Origin of the sequence: Butyricicoccus porcorum, assembly GCF_051246315.1 — a bacterium.
GTDB classification, from domain to species: Bacteria; Bacillota; Clostridia; order Oscillospirales; family Butyricicoccaceae; genus Butyricicoccus_A; species Butyricicoccus_A porcorum.
Window position 1 is genome coordinate 2,012,534 of the sequence record NZ_CP178353.1, and the last position, 15,296, is coordinate 2,027,829.

Below are 15,296 nucleotides of genomic sequence, written 5' to 3' on the forward strand. Positions count from 1 at the left end.
AGGAGGACGGCGATGATGGACTTTCGGCATGAATGGAAACATGAGATCAGCTGCGCGGATCTGTTTGCTTTACGCCCGAGATTGACGGCGGTTATGCAGCCGGATGCACATGCCGTGCATGGCCGGTATGAAATCCGCAGTATGTATTTTGACAATCTGCAGGACAAAGCGTTACGGGAAAAGATAGATGGCGTGAACAGTCGGGAAAAATTCCGTATCCGATATTATAATGCGGACATTTCGCTGATTTTGCTGGAAAAGAAAAGCAAAATGAACGGACTTTGCGGCAAAGAAAAGGAAAAATTGACGTTGGAGGAAGTGCAAGGCATCGCAAGCGGAGATTGGACTGTCGCTGCGGACACGAAAAAAACCTTGCTTCAGGAGCTGTATTTAAAGCAAAAGATTCAAGGACTTCGCCCCAAAACCATTGTGGATTATACGAGAGAGCCGTTTGTGTATGCGGCAGGAAATGTACGGGTGACACTGGATTATCATATCCGGACAGGGATGCGGTGCACGGATTTTTTGAATCCACAGTGTGTTATGGTGCCCGCCGGGGATGCACCGATCATTCTGGAGGTCAAGTGGGAAACCTTTTTGCCCGCGGTAATCCGGGATATTGTACAGATTCCGGGCACACATACGTCGGCATTTTCCAAATATGCAGCTTGCCGGATTTATGGATAATCCGGCTCCGTGTTTTGTAAAGGAGATCCATTCATATGACATTTAATAATATTTTCAAATCAGATTTTTTAGAGAACATCACAAGCATCTCTGTTTTTGATATGGTGCTTGCCATGGTATTGTCTTTCGGTATCGGCTTGTTTATCTTTCTGATATACAAAAAAACCTTTGCCGGAGTTATGTACTCATCCAGTTTTGGTGTAACGCTTGTGGCGATAACCATGATTTCGACGTTTGTTATCCTTGCGGTAACTTCTAATGTCGTACTTTCTTTGGGCATGGTTGGCGCCCTTTCCATTGTACGGTTTCGCACCGCAATCAAGGAACCGCTGGACATTGCGTTTCTGTTCTGGGCCATTGCGGCAGGCATTGTTCTGGCTTCCGGTATGATTCCGCTCGCTGTATTCGGCAGCGTGATTATAGGCATTGTACTTCTGGTTTTTGCCAACAAGAAGACGCATTTAAATCCTTATATTGTTGTGCTCCGCTGTGAAAACCATGACAGTGAGCTGGCGGCTGTGGATTTTCTGAAAGAGCAGGTAAAGAAATGTGTTGTAAAAAGCAAAACTGCGCAAAAGGGCTCGATTGAGCTTACTTTGGAAATCCGTATGAAGGAGGACAATACCGATTTCATCAATACCCTTTCCGAGCTACATGGTGTAAACAGTGCTGTGCTGGTCAGCTATAACGGCGAATATATGGGATAGAATAAGGAGACAACCATATGTCAACGCACAAATATATAGACCGCATTTGCTGTGCCGTTCTTGCGTGCATCCTTCTGCTGACGGTTTTGCTGATGACGCATGCGGAAAGCCTTGGCATCATGCAGACGGACAGTCATATGGGGTATGAAGATCTTCTGTTTGATACGTCCTCTGTCCATACCATAGACATTGTGATGGATGATTGGGATGGGTTCCTTGAAACATGCACCGATGAAACGTATGCGCTCTGTTCCGTGGTGATCGACAATGAAGCCTACAAAAATGTAGCCATTCGAGCCAAAGGCAATACCTCGCTGACGCAGGTAGAAAGCTATGGAAATAATCGTTATAGTTTTAAGATTGAGTTCGACCATTATGACAATTCCGCCACCTATCATGGCTTGGATAAACTGAGTCTGAACAATCTGATTCAGGATAATACTTACATGAAGGATTATCTTACCTATCAGATGAGGGGATCGTTTCAGGTGGATGCTCCGCTTTGCAGCTTTGTTTATATTACAGTAAATGGCGAAGATTGGGGCTTATATCTGGCAGTAGAAGGCGTGGAGGATTCGTTTTTACAACGCAATTATGGTTCGGATTCCGGTGAGCTGTATAAACCTGACAGTCAGAGCATGGGAGGTGGCCGTGGCAATGGCGGTGATTTCCATATGGATGACTCGGATGACAGTGCAGAACAGCCAGATGAATCGGTTGACAGTGGCAATATCGATTCTCAGAATGACAGAAAGATGCCAGATAAACAACAAAATGGTGGAGGTATGGGAAGCAGCGATGTTTCATTGATCTATTCTGATGATGAATATACCAGCTATCAGAATGTTTTTGACAATGCAAAGACGGAGATTACCGATGCGGATAAGGATCGGCTCATCGCAGCCATCCGGCAGTTGAATGAAAATACCAATATCGAAGAGACCGTCGATACAGATGAAGTGATTCGGTATTTTGTCGTGCATAATTTTGTATGTAATTTTGACAGTTATACCGGCTCTATGATTCACAATTATTACCTTTATGAAGAGGATGGACAGCTGTCCATGATCCCATGGGATTATAATCTGGCCTTTGGCGGCTTTATGTCGTCTTCTGACGCCACAGAACTTGTCAACTATCCCATTGATTCTCCGGTGTCTGGCGGGACAATTGAATCCAGACCTATGCTGGCATGGATTTTTTCCAATGAAACATATACAGAACAGTATCATCAATATTTTGCGGAATGGATCGCGGATTATTTTGACAGCGGTTACTTTTCTGACATGATAGACCGTGTGCAGGAAATGATTGCTCCTTATGTTGAAAAAGATCCCACCAAATTCTGTACCTATGAAGAATTCGAGACAGGAATAGAAACATTGAAAGAATTTTGCCTGCTCCGGGCTGACAGTGTCCGAGGACAGCTTGACGGCAGCATCGCGTCAACCTCTGACGGACGGGCACAGAATCCGGATGGAAGGATAGATGCCTCCGATCTTACGATTTCGGATATGGGAACGATGAACCACGGCAAAGGCGGTGATACAGCCCAGCCGGCAGGAGACAAGACGGAAAATGAGGATTCATCTGCTGTGTCAGAACGTACTGTACCGAATGAACGTGGGTCTTCTACGGAGAACGGAACACAGCCGGACGTCCGAAGGCAGCCCGGACAGCCGGGGAATGGACAGGATGAACCGGCAATGGCATCGGATGCCGCGTCGCAGCAGGATGAATCCATGCAGCCGGGTGTGCCATCAGATGAGAACAGCAATGTGGAGCGAAGTGAGACAACGCGCAGAGAGACACAGTCTGTTTCACCGGACCAGGCACAGTCTGAGCCAATCGACTGGCGTTTGCTGATTCCCTCTGTGATGGTATTGGCAGCGGGCATTATTCTGGCGGGTTTGTATCGAAAACGCGTCTGAAAACGAGAAAAAAGGGCGGCAATCCGTAAATAGATTGCCGCCCTCAGCCTGTGGAAAAACTTTAAGAATTATCTGGACTGTACCTATTATGATTTCCATTTATAGACCGCATAGATCGTGTTTGAGAAATTACAGAGCATTCGTTGCGAAGGATGCTCCTGATATGTTATAATAACAATATCACGGTTTTTTTAACCAAAAAAAGAACCAGAAACAGAAAGATCACAGAGGGCATGCTTGGAGAAACGGAGAAAGTCGACGGAGTGACGGCAGGTATGCTTTCCAATACACAAGATATCTATGGTCGAAGGAAACCTGTTTACAATTTTCTTTCTATAAACAGTAAAGATTGATTCGACTTTTGAAAATTACGAACTTTTACAAAGGATGTGCGATAATCAACATGAGACTGGACAAATATTTAAAGGTATCCCGCCTGATTAAGCGGCGAACGATTGCAAATGAAGCGTGTGACAATGACCGTATTCTGGTCAACGGCAAGCAGGCAAAGGCTTCCTATCAGGTCAAGGTTGGAGATATCATTGAAATTTCCTTCGGCCAGCGCACACTCAAGGTTGAAGTATTGAACATTGCCGAGCATGTGCTCAAAAATGATGCATCTGCGCTGTACCGCGAACTGCAATAATACCGTCATATTGTTCTGCCCGAACGCATAAGCTGAAGCGTTCGGGCATTGCTTTTTTACGGAGGGGATGACATGGAGCGCGATGCAAAAGGGGAAAGCCGGGCGTTGCCGCATGGTCTGTCGTTGCAGGATCGACAAAAGTTGGCGATTTCAGGTGTAAGTGATGTGATAAACTTCGATGAGAATCAGGTGATTGTCTCTACTGGACTGGGCACGCTGACCATTCGCGGCAACGGGCTGCATGTTGACCAGCTCAGTCTGGAAAGTGGGGAACTGCGTGTGACTGGAACGGTTGACCTGCTGGAATACGATGACAGTGGAACGCCGGGAGGTGGATTCCTCCGGCGGTTGTTTCAGTGACTGTGGTTAATCCGCTGCCGGAGCAGCTCTGGACGATCCTTATGGCGCTTCTTTCAGGAGCAGCCTGCGGTGCGGTATATGATGTTTTAAGAGAAATCCGGCTGGTTGTGGGACGGCGCTGGCTGGAGTTGCTGCTCGATGCGTTGTTTTCTGTTCTCGTTGCAGCTATTCTATTTGTACTTGTTGCAGGCATATCGCAGATGCGCCTGCGCGGCTTTATGCCGGTGTCCATGCTTGCGGGCGGTATTCTTTGGAGCGCGACCGCCGGGCGACTGCTCCGCTGGCTGCTGCGAAAGTGCGGAAGAATGGTGAAAACAGGCAGCATGATCCTGCGCGGCGTTTGCGCCCGGTTTGCGCGGCCACTGCGCAATCATAGAAAAAATAGAGAGAAATAGCATTCAGTTTTAGAGAAATCGCGAAAAAATAAAAAAAGTTCTTCCATTTTTGCCTGCGGTGGTATAAAATAAAGTAGTATTGTTATTCGTGATGTAAGGAGGAGTACGATGAAACGCCGCAGGAAGTCAAAGCTGCATCCGCTTGTCAAAGCTCTGCTGGTTCTCGTTGTTGTATTTGCCGGAGTCCGGCTTGTTTCCCTCCAGCTTCAGATCAACGACCTACAGCAGCAGTGCGAGGAACTGGATAAAGAGATCAAACATAAGGAACTGGCAAATAAGGAGCTGAAGGAATCGCTGGACGAAGGCGTCACAGACGAAGCAATTGCAAAAATCGCGCGTGATGTGCTGGGCTACGCATCCCCTGGCGAGCGCATTTTTATTGACAGTTCGGAGCAGTAACCACATTCATGGAGGAAAAATCAAAAAGGTATGGAGTTGGCCGTAGGAGAAATCATTTCCGGTAAGGTAACCGGAATCACAAAGTTTGGCGCATTCGTTTCCCTGCCGGAGGGAAAGACGGGACTGGTACATATTTCTGAGGTAGATCAGTCATATGTCAGCAATATCCGCGATCATCTGACAGAGGGTCAGGAGGTCAGGGTTAAGATCATCGCAATTGATGACACCGGCCGCGTCAATCTGTCCATCAAAAAAGCGCAGCCGCGCGCGAATACGGAGCGTCGCCCGGCAGGCCGCAGCTCTGCGGGAAACGGAAGCTATGCGCCGCGTTCCAACGGCGGAAAGAAATCCCTGCGTTCCTCCTCTGGCGGCGGTTATGTCCCGCGTCAGCAGGCGAAGGATGTACCGGCTTCGTTTGAGGATAAGCTCAAGCACTTTATGCAGGACAGCGAAAGTCGTATGGCTGACATCCGCCATAACCGCGATAAAAAGACCGGTGCGCGCCGCCGCAAATAAGCTGAAATCGAAATGCCGCCCGATGGTTTTGGCGGCATTTTTTCTGCAAACAAAAAAACACCCTTCGGAAAACCGAAGGGTAAAATGGATTGTGGGGATAAAGATATGAACGGTGCATGGATGGCAGCATCCTGCCACCGTGGTTATCGTACCATGATTTCCAATAAATGTCAATTAGTTTTTTCACCGCATAAGGAATTGTTATGATTATTTGCAACGGAAAAATTGTTCCCATGGAAGGGGAAATCATCGAAAACGGTTTTATTTCGTTTGAAAATGGAAAAATTACCGCGATTGGGTCGATGGAAAATCTTCCTGCCGGAGAATACTTCGATGCGCACGGCGGCTGGGTTATGCCGGGGCTGGTCGATGCGCACACCCATCTGGGACTGTTTGAGGATTCTATCGGCTTCGAGGGAGAAGACGGAAATGAAGATACCGATCCGATCACGCCGCAGCTGCGTGTCATTGACGGCATCAATCCGATGGAGCGCAGCTTTGCCGAAGCACGCGCCGCAGGCGTGACCTGCTGTGTGGTTTCTCCCGGCAGCTGTAACCCGATTGCCGGACAGGCAGCTGCGATTAAGACCAACGGATGCCGCATTGATGATATGATTGTTCAGGCGCCCTGCGCTATGAAATTTGCACTGGGTGAAAATCCCAAATCGTGTTATAATGATAAAGATGAGGCACCGGTTACACGTATGGCGACCGCAGCACTCATTCGCGAAACACTGCATAAGGCGCAGGAATATGCCGCACAGAAAAAGCGTGCGGACGATCCTGCCGATGCACCGGAATATGATGCAAAAATGGAGGCGCTGATTCCTGTGCTTGACGGAAGCTGTCAGGCACATTTTCACGCACACCGTGCAGATGATATGTTCACTGCTCTGCGCATTGCAAAGGAGTTTTCGCTGCATGCGGTCATCCTGCACGGCACAGAAGCACATCTGGTTTCGGATATTCTGGCAGAGGAGGGCGTGCCGATCTGTTCGGGCCCGTTCCTGACCGACCGCTCCAAACCGGAGCTGCGGCATCTGACCGAACAGTCCCCCGCGCTGCTGACGCGCGCCGGGATTCTGACGTCTATCAGCACCGATCATCCGGAAACGCCGCTCAAGCATCTCATGCGCTGTGCTGTCGCTGCTGTTCAGGCAGGTATGCAGCCAATGGATGCGTTGCGCGCGATTACATGCATTCCGGCACAGATTGCCGGGATTGATGACCGCGTCGGTTCGCTCTGTGTCGGGAAAGATGCAGATATCCTGATTACCAGCGGAGACCCGCTGGATTACCGCACCAAAGTAACTGCTGTATTTATCAACGGAACCCAAATCAAGCAGGAGGATTGTAAGATATGAGAACCATCGAAGCAAAAGAAATCACCGCGCTCGTTCGCGAGCTGTGCATGAAGGCCAACTATGTCCTGCCGGAGGACATCCGCCAGTCGTATCTGGACGGACAGGAAGCGGAGCAGTCCCCGCTCGGCAAGACCATCTTCGGCAAGATGATCGAGAATTGTGACATCGCCTGTAAAAATCAGGTTCCGATCTGCCAGGATTGCGGCATGGCGGTTGTCTTTGTCGAGGTCGGACAGGACGTCCACATTACCGGCGGTCTGATGGAGGACGCTGTGGACGAAGGCGTGCGTCAGGGCTATATTGATGGTTATCTTCGTCTGTCTGTCGTGCGTGATCCGCTTGACCGCGTCAATACCAATGACAACACCCCGGCAATCCTGTACACCCGTATTGTCGAGGGAGATCAGATTCATATCACCATTGCACCAAAGGGCTTCGGCAGCGAGAACATGAGCGCTATGAAGATGTTCACTCCGGCAGCAACGCGCGAAGATATTATTGACTTTATCGTTGAGTCCTGTGATCGCGCCGGTTCCAACCCGTGCCCGCCGATTGTCATCGGTGTCGGACTTGGCGGCACTTCGGACAAGGCTGCCTATCTCGCAAAGCGTGCACTGATGCGCCCCGCCGGACAGTTCAATGAGAACCCATTCTATGCGGAGATGGAGAAGGAAATCATCGAGCGTGTCAATGCGCTCGGCATTGGACCGCAGGGACTGGGCGGAACTGTTACCGCGCTGATGGCGGCCATTGAGCCGTTCCCGACGCATATTGCCGGTTTGCCGTGCGTTGTCAACATCGGTTGTCATGTCACGCGCCACGCGGATGGAACGATTTGATATTTGAAGAAATTTCACGAAAACAAGAGATAATCGAAGATATTTTTTATACAACCTGTCCCAGGGTCGAATTTGCCTGAATTTGCCATGGGACAGGTTTTCTAATATGTGGTATACTTAAAGTAACAAAAGGAAGCGTAAGTTTTTTCGTGATTTATACGATACATCTGCCGGCGGTTGCCGGGACGCATTTCCGCACAATTGAATATCGGAAACTGGGTCGTATTGACCATAAGGAGCTGATGTTATGAAGATCACCATCGTTGAAAGAAAAATGCAGATTAGCGACGAGCTTCGCGCTTACGCCATCAAGAAAGTAACCAAGCTGGATCGCTACTTCCACAAAGATACTTCTGCAACAATTACTTTCAGTGAGTTGAAGGGCAGACAGACGGCGGAAGTAACCGTCAGACACAGCGGAATGGTTTTCCGTGCAGAGGAAACCACGACCGATATGTTTGCTTCTGTGGATGGTATGATCCGTAGCATCGAGAAGCAGATCCGCAGAAATAAGACTCGTCTGGAAAAGAAACTGCGTGAAGGCGCATTCGACAAGGCTGCCGCAAACGATGCGAGCATGGCAGACTATGTTGAGGATACCTATGATGTCATCCGCCGCAAGCGCTTCGATGTCACCCCAATGACGGTTGAGGAAGCAATTCTTCAGATGAATCTGCTGGGACACCAGTTCTTCTTCTTCAAGAATGCGGAATCTGACGACACACCTGCCGTAATCTACAAGAGAGCGGCTGGCGGCTACGGTCTCATTGAAAGCAATTGACAGTTTATCGATATACGTGAGAAATAAAATCTGGGTATAGAGCAACCCCGCAGCCGGCTTCGGCTGCGGGGTTGATTTTTGCGTGTGTCAGTGTTTTTGATTGTAGAAAAACATCGCAATGGAAGTGCCGCAGATGATGATATAGCCGATAATGCTGAGCGCATCCGGAATCTGCTCGAGGAAGACAAAGCCGAGCAGCGCGGCGAAAACAATCTGTGAGTAATCGAAGACGGAGATTTCACGCGCCGGCGCATTGGCATAGGCTGCTGTAATGGCGAACTGTCCGCCCGCTGCGGCCAGACCGGCGAGCAGCAGGAACACGAGCTGCTGCATGGTCATCGGGTGATAGGCGAACAGCAGATAGGGCAGACAGAAGACACATGAAAATGCGGAGAAGAAAAAGACGATAAACGGCCCGCGTTCGCCGTTCAGACTGAGCTTGCGCACCATCGTGTACGCTGCACCTGCGCCGAGTCCGCCCAGCGCGCCGAGCAGTGCGGGGCCTGTTGTAAGCGAGGAAAAGCCCGGTTTGATGATGCACAGTGCGCCGAGGAAAGCGATGATAACCGCCGAGATCTGAAACGGCGTGACTTTTTCCTTCAGGTAGAAATATGAGATAATGACGGCGAAAAACGGTGACAGCTTGTTGAGCATAGATGCATCCGACAGCACCAGATGGTCAACCGCATAATAGTTGCATAAAATGCCGAGCGTGCCAAATGTAGCGCGCAGAATCAGCAGCGGGAGATTTTTGTGGTTGAATTTGAACTTTTCCTCTGACCGCAGCAGGACCGCAAGTGCAAAAATAAATGCAACGAAATTGCGGAAAAAGCTCTTCTGCATGGACGGCAGATCACCGGACAGCCGCACAAACAGATTCATCAGCGCAAAACAGAACGCCGACAGAATGATAAATAAAATACCTTTTGTTTTTTTTGACATGATTCACCGTTCCAATCTATATCATTTTTTTTGGCAGCAAAAAAGGCGGTTTGCAATCCGCCTTGTTCTGCCGTTATTCTTCGTAGTTATGCGTGAGTGTGGACAGCAGCTGCTGATACATCTCTTCGGCATGTTTTTTGAAGTTCTGTTCGAGAAGCGCGGCCTGCTGGAGGCTGACGACATTCATGCGGACGGAAAAGACGTCCTGCATGGTCATTTCGACGACAAAATCCTTTTCGTCCTTCTGCTCCGTGGTTACGAAAACCTGTGCATCGCGGCGTATTTTGCGGATCACGCGCAATGCGGACAGTTCAGCTGCCTCGCGCACAGTATAGGGCAGACGGTTCTGGAAAGCATCTGCGGTCTCGCGGCCCTTCTGTGTGATGGAAAACACTTCTTCGCCGTCGGTTTTCGTTTTTTGCACATGTTTGGAATCCTGAAGCTCGGAAAATGCCTCAGACAGCTCGAAATAACCGAACCCATCGTCACACCAGGTACAGATATCTACGATAGCGTCGTAGGATACCGGAAACGGCAGGTAAGTCATACAGGTCAGGATCAAAAATTTGATTTCGTCTTTGGTACGGATAAAGCCGTAACGGATCATGCGAACACCTCGAATCATTCAGTATTGTATTCAGTATAACACAAACAATTGGAAATGCAAAGTGAAACGCGGCAGATCATGTCAAAGCTACTTGTCTGACCGGCGAAAGTATAGTACAATGAAACACACGCCGCATTCTGCGGCAATTATGGAAGGATTTTTATATATGGAATATGAATTTTGCTGTCCGACCCTGTTCGGACTGGAGGGAATCGTCGGCGATGAGCTGCGCCATGGCGGCGGGCTGACCGATGTCCGTGTCGAAAACGGGCGGGTATTTTTTTCCGGCGATGCGCGCACACTGGTATGGGCTAATCTGTGGCTGCGCTGCGCGGAGCGCGTGTTGATTAAAGTGGGAGAATTCCCGGCACGTACCTTTGAAGAGCTGTTTGAGGGTGTTTACGAGCTCCCGTGGCTGGACTACATTGAAAAGGACTGTGCGTTCCCGGTCAAGGGTTATTCGCTGAATTCAAATTTGCACAGCATCCCGGACTGCCAGAGCATTGTAAAAAAAGCGATTGTCAAAAGCCTGTCGGAATCCTACGGCATTGGCTGGTTTGAGGAGACTGGCCCGCGCTGCCAGGTACAGTTCTCTATCATGGATAATATTGCAACACTGTATCTGGATACCTCGGGTGCTGGACTGCACAAGCGCGGTTACCGCGCGAATGCAAACGAAGCGCCGCTGCGCGAGACGCTTGCGGCGGCGATGGTGCATCTCTCACGTTACCGCGGGCGGGGAGAATTTCTCGACCCATTCTGCGGTTCGGGTACGATCCCGATCGAGGCGGCGATGATTGCCATGAACCGCGCGCCTGGACTGGCGCGTTCCTTTGACGCGGAAAAATGGGCATGTATCGACCCGGAGCTGTGGCGGCAGGGAAGGGAACAGGCACTTGACGTCATCTACCGTGACCGCTGCTATGACATCTGCGGCAGTGATATCGATCCGGCATGCGTTGAGCTGTCTGCGGAAAATGCGAAAAAGGCGGGCGTAGAGCATACGGTGCGTTTCGAGACACGTGATGCCTGCACACTGCGCCTGGACAGACGCGAGGGCACACTGATCTGCAATCCACCGTACGGTGAGCGCATGATGGACGTTGCTTCTGCGCGCAAGCTGCTGCGAAATTTTGGCACAACCGCCTCTCGTTCGCCAATGAAGCAGTATATTATCAGCTCTGACGAGAAATTTGAGGAGTTTTTCGGGGTAAAAGCGGATAAAAAAAGAAAACTGTACAACGGCATGCTGCGCTGTAATCTGTTTATGTATTATCAGCCGCCTGAAAAGCGAAAGCGGTTCCGTTCGTTTGCCAACACAAAGAATAACATGAAAAAAGTTCAGAAAAATCGCAATAATCGCCCAAACAAGCGGTTTGAGGGTCATTCATAAATTGTTTACAAAAATATTGGAAAAATCGGAAAAAAACTCTTGCGTATTCGGGGCAAATGATATAATATAATATACGTTAGCACTCCGGGTAATCGAGTGCTAAACCTGAAGAAGTTATTTTAATCATCTTAGGAGGATTTTTATTATGAAGCTCAAGCCTTTATCTGACCGCGTTGTCATCAAGATGACCGAAGCAGAAGAAACCACCAAGAGCGGTATCATTCTCACCGGCTCTGCAAAGGAAAAGCCGCAGGTAGCAGAAGTTCTGGCTGTTGGCCCGGGTGGTGTTGTCGACGGCAAGGAAGTCGTTATGCAGGTTAAGGTTGGCGATAAGGTAATCACCAGCAAGTACTCCGGCACCGAGGTCAAGATTGACGGCGAGGAACTGATCGTTGTCCGTCAGAACGACATTCTGGCTGTTGTCGAGTAAGTTTAAGCATTTATTACCCATCATTTAGGAGGCTATTATATCATGGCAAAGCAGATTCTTTTCGGCGAGGAAGCTCGCCGTGCACTGGGTCGCGGCGTAGACCAGCTGGCTGATACGGTTAAGGTAACTCTCGGTCCGAAGGGCCGCAACGTCGTTCTCGACAAGAAGTACGGCACCCCGCTGATCACCAACGACGGCGTTACCATCGCAAAGGACATCGAGCTGGATGATCCGTTCGAGAACATGGGCGCACAGCTGGTCAAGGAAGTTGCAACCAAGACCAACGATCTGGCAGGCGACGGCACTACGACTGCTACCGTTCTGGCTCAGGCTATCATCACTGAGGGTATGAAGAACGTTGCAGCAGGCGCAAATCCGATGATTATGCGCAAGGGTATCGCCAAGGGCGTTGCTACTGCGGTTGAAGCAATCAAGGGTAACTCCGAGAACATCAAGGGCACCAGCGATATTGCTCGTGTTGCAGCGATTTCTTCCAGCGACGTTGCAATCGGCGATCTGATTGCTGAGGCAATGGAGAAGGTTTCCGCTGACGGCGTTATTACCGTCGAGGAGTCCAAGACCGCTGAGACCTATTCTGAAATCGTAGAAGGCATGCAGTTCGATCGCGGCTACATCACGCCGTACATGGTAACGGATACCGATAAGATGGAGGCAGTTCTGGATGATGCTGTTATCCTGATTACCGATAAGAAGATTTCCAACATTCAGGATCTGCTGCCGCTGCTGGAGCAGATTGTCAAGACCGGCAAGAAGCTGCTCATCATTGCAGAGGATCTGGAAGGCGAAGCACTGTCTACCCTGCTTCTGAACAAGCTGCGCGGCACCTTCACCTGTGTTGCAGTTAAGGCTCCGGGCTTTGGCGATCGCCGCAAGGAGATGCTGAAGGATATCGCTGTTCTGACCGGCGGCCAGGTTATTTCGGAAGAGATCGGCCTCGAGCTGAAGGACGCTACGCTGGATATGCTGGGTCGTGCACGTCAGGTCAAGGTTAACAAGGAAGGCACTGTCATTGTTGACGGCGCTGGCGCACAGGAAGAAATTGCGGCACGCGTTGCAAACATCCGTCATGCAATTGAGATGACCACCTCTGATTTCGACCGTGAGAAGCTCCAGGAGAGACTGGCAAAGCTGGCTGGCGGTGTCGCTGTCATCAAGGTTGGTGCTGCAACTGAGACTGAAATGAAGGAAAAGAAGCTGCGTGTTGAGGATGCACTGAACGCTACCCGCGCTGCTGTTGAAGAGGGTATTGTTGCCGGCGGCGGCGTTGCATATGTCAATGCAGTTTCCGCAGTTGCTGCTGTTGCTGATACCTGCGAAGGTGATGAGAAGACTGGTGTCAGCATCGTTGCAAAGGCACTTCAGGCTCCGATCAAGCAGATTGCTGCAAACGCAGGCATCGATGGCGCAGTTGTTCTGGAGAAGATCCGCGAATCCGGCAAGGTTGGCTATGGCTTCGACGCTTACAGCGAGACCTACTGCGATATGATCGAGTCCGGTATTGTTGATCCGACGAAGGTTAACCGTTCTGCTTTGCAGAATGCGGCTTCTGTGGCAGCTACCGTACTGACAACCGAGTCCATTGTTACCGACATCAAGGAGCCGGCTCCGGCTGCTGCTCCGGCTGCTCCGGACATGGGTGGCATGTACTAAGTCAGTGCCATAACACAAGGTACACCAAATTTACGAGAGATTCTCGATTTAAGAATTCCCGCCGAAAGGCGGGAATTTCAGCCTGTCGAAAAAGTCGCCGAAAGGCGGCTTTTTCTGTTATAATAAAGATAAGAGAGACAGGTGATAAAATGATAGTAAAAGGGAAGGAAAACAGAGAGGCAGTAGAGATTGTAAGTCTGGATATGTTAGTGCCCGAGGATCATCTACTGAGGAAAATAGATGCAGCAGTAGATTTCAAACAAATTTATGAATTTGTAGATGATTTGTACTGCAAGGACAACGGCAGGCCAAGTATCGATCCGGTAGTATTGTTTAAGATTGTAATGATACAGCACATATATGGGATACCATCGCTCCGGCGGACGCTGGAAGAAGTGAATATGAATGTTGCATACAGGTGGTTTATCGGTTATCCATTGAATGAGCAGGTGCCGCATTTTTCAACAGTAAGCTATAATTTTAAGCATCGTTTTACAACAGCAACTGTAGAATATATATTTCGGTGGATATTGAACACAGCAGCAAAGGAAGGATTTCTGGATACGAGTGCAATTTTTATCGATGGGACACATATCAAAGCAAGTGCAAACATGAAGAAAAAAGCACGAAAAGCTGTTCCAGTTGAAGCAAAACGATATGCAAAGGAGCTGCGGGAAGAAATTAACAGAGATCGCGAAGAACACGACAAAAAGCCATTCAACGATGATGACGATTCAACACCGCCAAAGGAGAAAGAAATAACAGTTTCGACAACGGATCCGGATGCCGGCGTATTCCATAAAGGTGAACACAAGAAGTGTTTTGCCTACGAAGCGCATACAGCCTGTGACAAGCATAATTTTATTCTCGACGTAGAAGTAACAGCAGGAAATGTACATGACAGTGTAGCATTTGACCCGTTATATGACCAGCTTTGCGAACATTACCCAGAACATAAAACGATAGTAGCAGACAGCGCCTACAAAACTCCTTCGATTTGTAAACGTATTTTTGAGAGTGGAAGAGTATTATCTACAGCATATAAACGTCCAATGACAAAGAAAGGCGGTCATGAATGGTGGAAATATGTTTATGATGAGTATTATGATTGTGTAATCTGTCCGGAGTATAAAACACTTCATTATGCAACAACGAACAAAGATGGATATCGTGAATATAAGAGCAGGTCATACGTCTGCGAACATTGTCCGACCAGAGAGCTGTGTACATCGAGTGCAAAGTTTGAAAAGACTGTCACCAGACACGTATGGGCTGATTATGTAGAGTTGGCAGAAGACGCACGTCATATGACTGAATATCGTGACTTATATAAACTCCGACAACAAAAGATTGAACGTGTATTTGCAGATGCCAAAGAAAAGCATGGTATGCGCTATACACAATATCGAGGCTTGGCTCAAGTTACCAACTGGGTGAAGCTTAAATTTGCTGCCATGAATCTGAAAAAGCTGGCTATGTGGAAGTGGAAGATCCATTTCCCTATTCCAGTTTTCCGGCTTTTTCCCTATATGTGCCAAAATCTGGCTCTCGCTTAATGCGCAGCCGGGTTCTTCGACAGGCTCGAATTCCCGCCGAAAGGCGGGAATTTTTTTGCTTTTATACACATT

General features: G+C 49.0%; 17 protein-coding genes and 1 pseudogene. 16 read left to right on the forward strand and 2 right to left on the reverse strand.

The features are described from left to right. Positions 1 to 12 precede the first annotated feature (12 nt). The 12 genes and pseudogenes from ACLM7Z_RS09950 to hpf all read left to right on the forward strand — a co-directional run bounded on the left by ACLM7Z_RS09950 (position 13) and on the right by hpf (position 8,625). Entirely contained in the window at positions 13 to 687 is a 675-nt protein-coding gene (locus tag ACLM7Z_RS09950) for a polyphosphate polymerase domain-containing protein (protein WP_435644971.1), read from the forward strand. Positions 688 to 722: 35 nt separating this feature from the next. Beyond that, the gene (locus ACLM7Z_RS09955; protein ID WP_273349125.1) at positions 723 to 1,394 is read left to right on the forward strand and encodes a DUF4956 domain-containing protein; all 672 of its coding nucleotides are present in this window, start codon (positions 723 to 725) and stop codon (positions 1,392 to 1,394) included. Between the two features lie 17 nt (positions 1,395 to 1,411). Further along, positions 1,412 to 3,325 carry a CotH kinase family protein gene (locus ACLM7Z_RS09960; RefSeq protein ID WP_435644972.1) on the forward strand — a complete coding sequence of 638 codons (1,914 nt, stop codon included), beginning with the start codon at positions 1,412 to 1,414 and terminating at the stop codon, positions 3,323 to 3,325. A 217-nt stretch (positions 3,326 to 3,542) separates the two neighbouring features. Continuing rightward, positions 3,543 to 3,671 (forward strand): annotated as a pseudogene (locus ACLM7Z_RS09965) (integrase DNA-binding domain-containing protein); the annotation flags it as partial. Positions 3,672 to 3,728: 57 nt separating this feature from the next. Further along, a complete protein-coding gene (locus tag ACLM7Z_RS09970) occupies positions 3,729 to 3,971 on the forward strand; it encodes an RNA-binding S4 domain-containing protein (protein ID WP_087020465.1) in 243 nt (80 codons plus the stop codon). Positions 3,972 to 4,019: 48 nt separating this feature from the next. After that, a complete protein-coding gene (gene yabP / locus ACLM7Z_RS09975) occupies positions 4,020 to 4,331 on the forward strand; it encodes a sporulation protein YabP (protein WP_435644973.1) in 312 nt (103 codons plus the stop codon). Further along, positions 4,328 to 4,726, forward strand: coding sequence for a spore cortex biosynthesis protein YabQ (gene yabQ, locus ACLM7Z_RS09980; protein WP_133058284.1), 399 nt, complete (start codon positions 4,328 to 4,330; stop codon positions 4,724 to 4,726). The genes yabP and yabQ overlap by 4 nt, the downstream gene beginning before the upstream one ends. Positions 4,727 to 4,834: 108 nt before the next feature. After that, on the forward strand, positions 4,835 to 5,125 hold the full coding sequence (locus ACLM7Z_RS09985; RefSeq protein ID WP_087020473.1) for a septum formation initiator family protein: 291 nt from the start codon (positions 4,835 to 4,837) through the stop codon (positions 5,123 to 5,125). Between the two features lie 30 nt (positions 5,126 to 5,155). Continuing rightward, positions 5,156 to 5,641, forward strand: a complete 486-nt coding sequence (locus tag ACLM7Z_RS09990; RefSeq protein ID WP_087020476.1) for a S1 RNA-binding domain-containing protein — start codon at positions 5,156 to 5,158, stop codon at positions 5,639 to 5,641. 203 nt (positions 5,642 to 5,844) lie between these two features. Continuing rightward, positions 5,845 to 7,005, forward strand: coding sequence for an amidohydrolase (locus ACLM7Z_RS09995; protein ID WP_087020478.1), 1,161 nt, complete (start codon positions 5,845 to 5,847; stop codon positions 7,003 to 7,005). Further along, positions 7,002 to 7,844 (forward strand): fumarate hydratase, encoded by an 843-nt coding sequence (locus tag ACLM7Z_RS10000; RefSeq protein ID WP_435644974.1) that lies wholly within the window; start codon positions 7,002 to 7,004, stop codon positions 7,842 to 7,844. Before ACLM7Z_RS09995 ends, ACLM7Z_RS10000 begins: the two co-directional genes overlap by 4 nt. A gap of 247 nt (positions 7,845 to 8,091) precedes the next feature. Then, entirely contained in the window at positions 8,092 to 8,625 is a 534-nt protein-coding gene (gene hpf, locus ACLM7Z_RS10005; RefSeq protein WP_087020483.1) for a ribosome hibernation-promoting factor, HPF/YfiA family, read from the forward strand. Positions 8,626 to 8,712: 87 nt separating this feature from the next. On the opposite strand, the gene ACLM7Z_RS10010 is transcribed toward hpf, so the two are convergent. Next, complete coding sequence (locus ACLM7Z_RS10010; protein WP_087020486.1) at positions 8,713 to 9,567, reverse strand: DMT family transporter; 855 nt, start codon at positions 9,565 to 9,567, stop codon at positions 8,713 to 8,715. Positions 9,568 to 9,640: 73 nt separating this feature from the next. After that, positions 9,641 to 10,192, reverse strand: a complete 552-nt coding sequence (locus tag ACLM7Z_RS10015; RefSeq protein ID WP_435644975.1) for a DUF4364 family protein — start codon at positions 10,190 to 10,192, stop codon at positions 9,641 to 9,643. A 148-nt stretch (positions 10,193 to 10,340) separates the two neighbouring features. Between ACLM7Z_RS10015 and ACLM7Z_RS10020 the strand changes: the two genes are divergently transcribed. The 4 genes from ACLM7Z_RS10020 (at position 10,341) to ACLM7Z_RS10035 (ending at position 15,224) form a co-directional block, all read left to right on the forward strand. Continuing rightward, positions 10,341 to 11,567, forward strand: a complete 1,227-nt coding sequence (locus ACLM7Z_RS10020; protein ID WP_435644976.1) for a THUMP domain-containing class I SAM-dependent RNA methyltransferase — start codon at positions 10,341 to 10,343, stop codon at positions 11,565 to 11,567. 145 nt (positions 11,568 to 11,712) lie between these two features. Continuing rightward, a complete protein-coding gene (locus tag ACLM7Z_RS10025) occupies positions 11,713 to 11,997 on the forward strand; it encodes a co-chaperone GroES (protein ID WP_087020492.1) in 285 nt (94 codons plus the stop codon). 42 nt (positions 11,998 to 12,039) lie between these two features. Continuing rightward, positions 12,040 to 13,668 (forward strand): chaperonin GroEL, encoded by a 1,629-nt coding sequence (groL, locus tag ACLM7Z_RS10030; protein WP_087020495.1) that lies wholly within the window; start codon positions 12,040 to 12,042, stop codon positions 13,666 to 13,668. A gap of 149 nt (positions 13,669 to 13,817) precedes the next feature. Further along, entirely contained in the window at positions 13,818 to 15,224 is a 1,407-nt protein-coding gene (locus tag ACLM7Z_RS10035) for an IS1182 family transposase (protein WP_435644792.1), read from the forward strand. Positions 15,225 to 15,296: the final 72 nt, after the last annotated feature.

What these genes read in the sequence shown, in the direction of transcription:
- ACLM7Z_RS09950 (WP_435644971.1), top strand. Translation starts at nt 13, where the DNA reads ATGATGGACTTTCGGCATGAATGGAAACATGAGATCAGCTGCGCGGAT.
- ACLM7Z_RS09955 (WP_273349125.1), top strand. Translation starts at nt 723, where the DNA reads ATGACATTTAATAATATTTTCAAATCAGATTTTTTAGAGAACATCACA.
- ACLM7Z_RS09960 (WP_435644972.1), top strand. Translation starts at nt 1,412, where the DNA reads ATGTCAACGCACAAATATATAGACCGCATTTGCTGTGCCGTTCTTGCG.
- ACLM7Z_RS09970 (WP_087020465.1), top strand. Translation starts at nt 3,729, where the DNA reads ATGAGACTGGACAAATATTTAAAGGTATCCCGCCTGATTAAGCGGCGA.
- ACLM7Z_RS09985 (WP_087020473.1), top strand. Translation starts at nt 4,835, where the DNA reads ATGAAACGCCGCAGGAAGTCAAAGCTGCATCCGCTTGTCAAAGCTCTG.
- ACLM7Z_RS09990 (WP_087020476.1), top strand. Translation starts at nt 5,156, where the DNA reads ATGGAGTTGGCCGTAGGAGAAATCATTTCCGGTAAGGTAACCGGAATC.
- ACLM7Z_RS09995 (WP_087020478.1), top strand. Translation starts at nt 5,845, where the DNA reads ATGATTATTTGCAACGGAAAAATTGTTCCCATGGAAGGGGAAATCATC.
- ACLM7Z_RS10000 (WP_435644974.1), top strand. Translation starts at nt 7,002, where the DNA reads ATGAGAACCATCGAAGCAAAAGAAATCACCGCGCTCGTTCGCGAGCTG.
- hpf (WP_087020483.1), top strand. Translation starts at nt 8,092, where the DNA reads ATGAAGATCACCATCGTTGAAAGAAAAATGCAGATTAGCGACGAGCTT.
- ACLM7Z_RS10010 (WP_087020486.1), bottom strand. Translation starts at nt 9,567, where the DNA reads ATGTCAAAAAAAACAAAAGGTATTTTATTTATCATTCTGTCGGCGTTC.
- ACLM7Z_RS10015 (WP_435644975.1), bottom strand. Translation starts at nt 10,192, where the DNA reads ATGATTCGAGGTGTTCGCATGATCCGTTACGGCTTTATCCGTACCAAA.
- ACLM7Z_RS10020 (WP_435644976.1), top strand. Translation starts at nt 10,341, where the DNA reads ATGGAATATGAATTTTGCTGTCCGACCCTGTTCGGACTGGAGGGAATC.
- ACLM7Z_RS10025 (WP_087020492.1), top strand. Translation starts at nt 11,713, where the DNA reads ATGAAGCTCAAGCCTTTATCTGACCGCGTTGTCATCAAGATGACCGAA.
- groL (WP_087020495.1), top strand. Translation starts at nt 12,040, where the DNA reads ATGGCAAAGCAGATTCTTTTCGGCGAGGAAGCTCGCCGTGCACTGGGT.
- ACLM7Z_RS10035 (WP_435644792.1), top strand. Translation starts at nt 13,818, where the DNA reads ATGATAGTAAAAGGGAAGGAAAACAGAGAGGCAGTAGAGATTGTAAGT.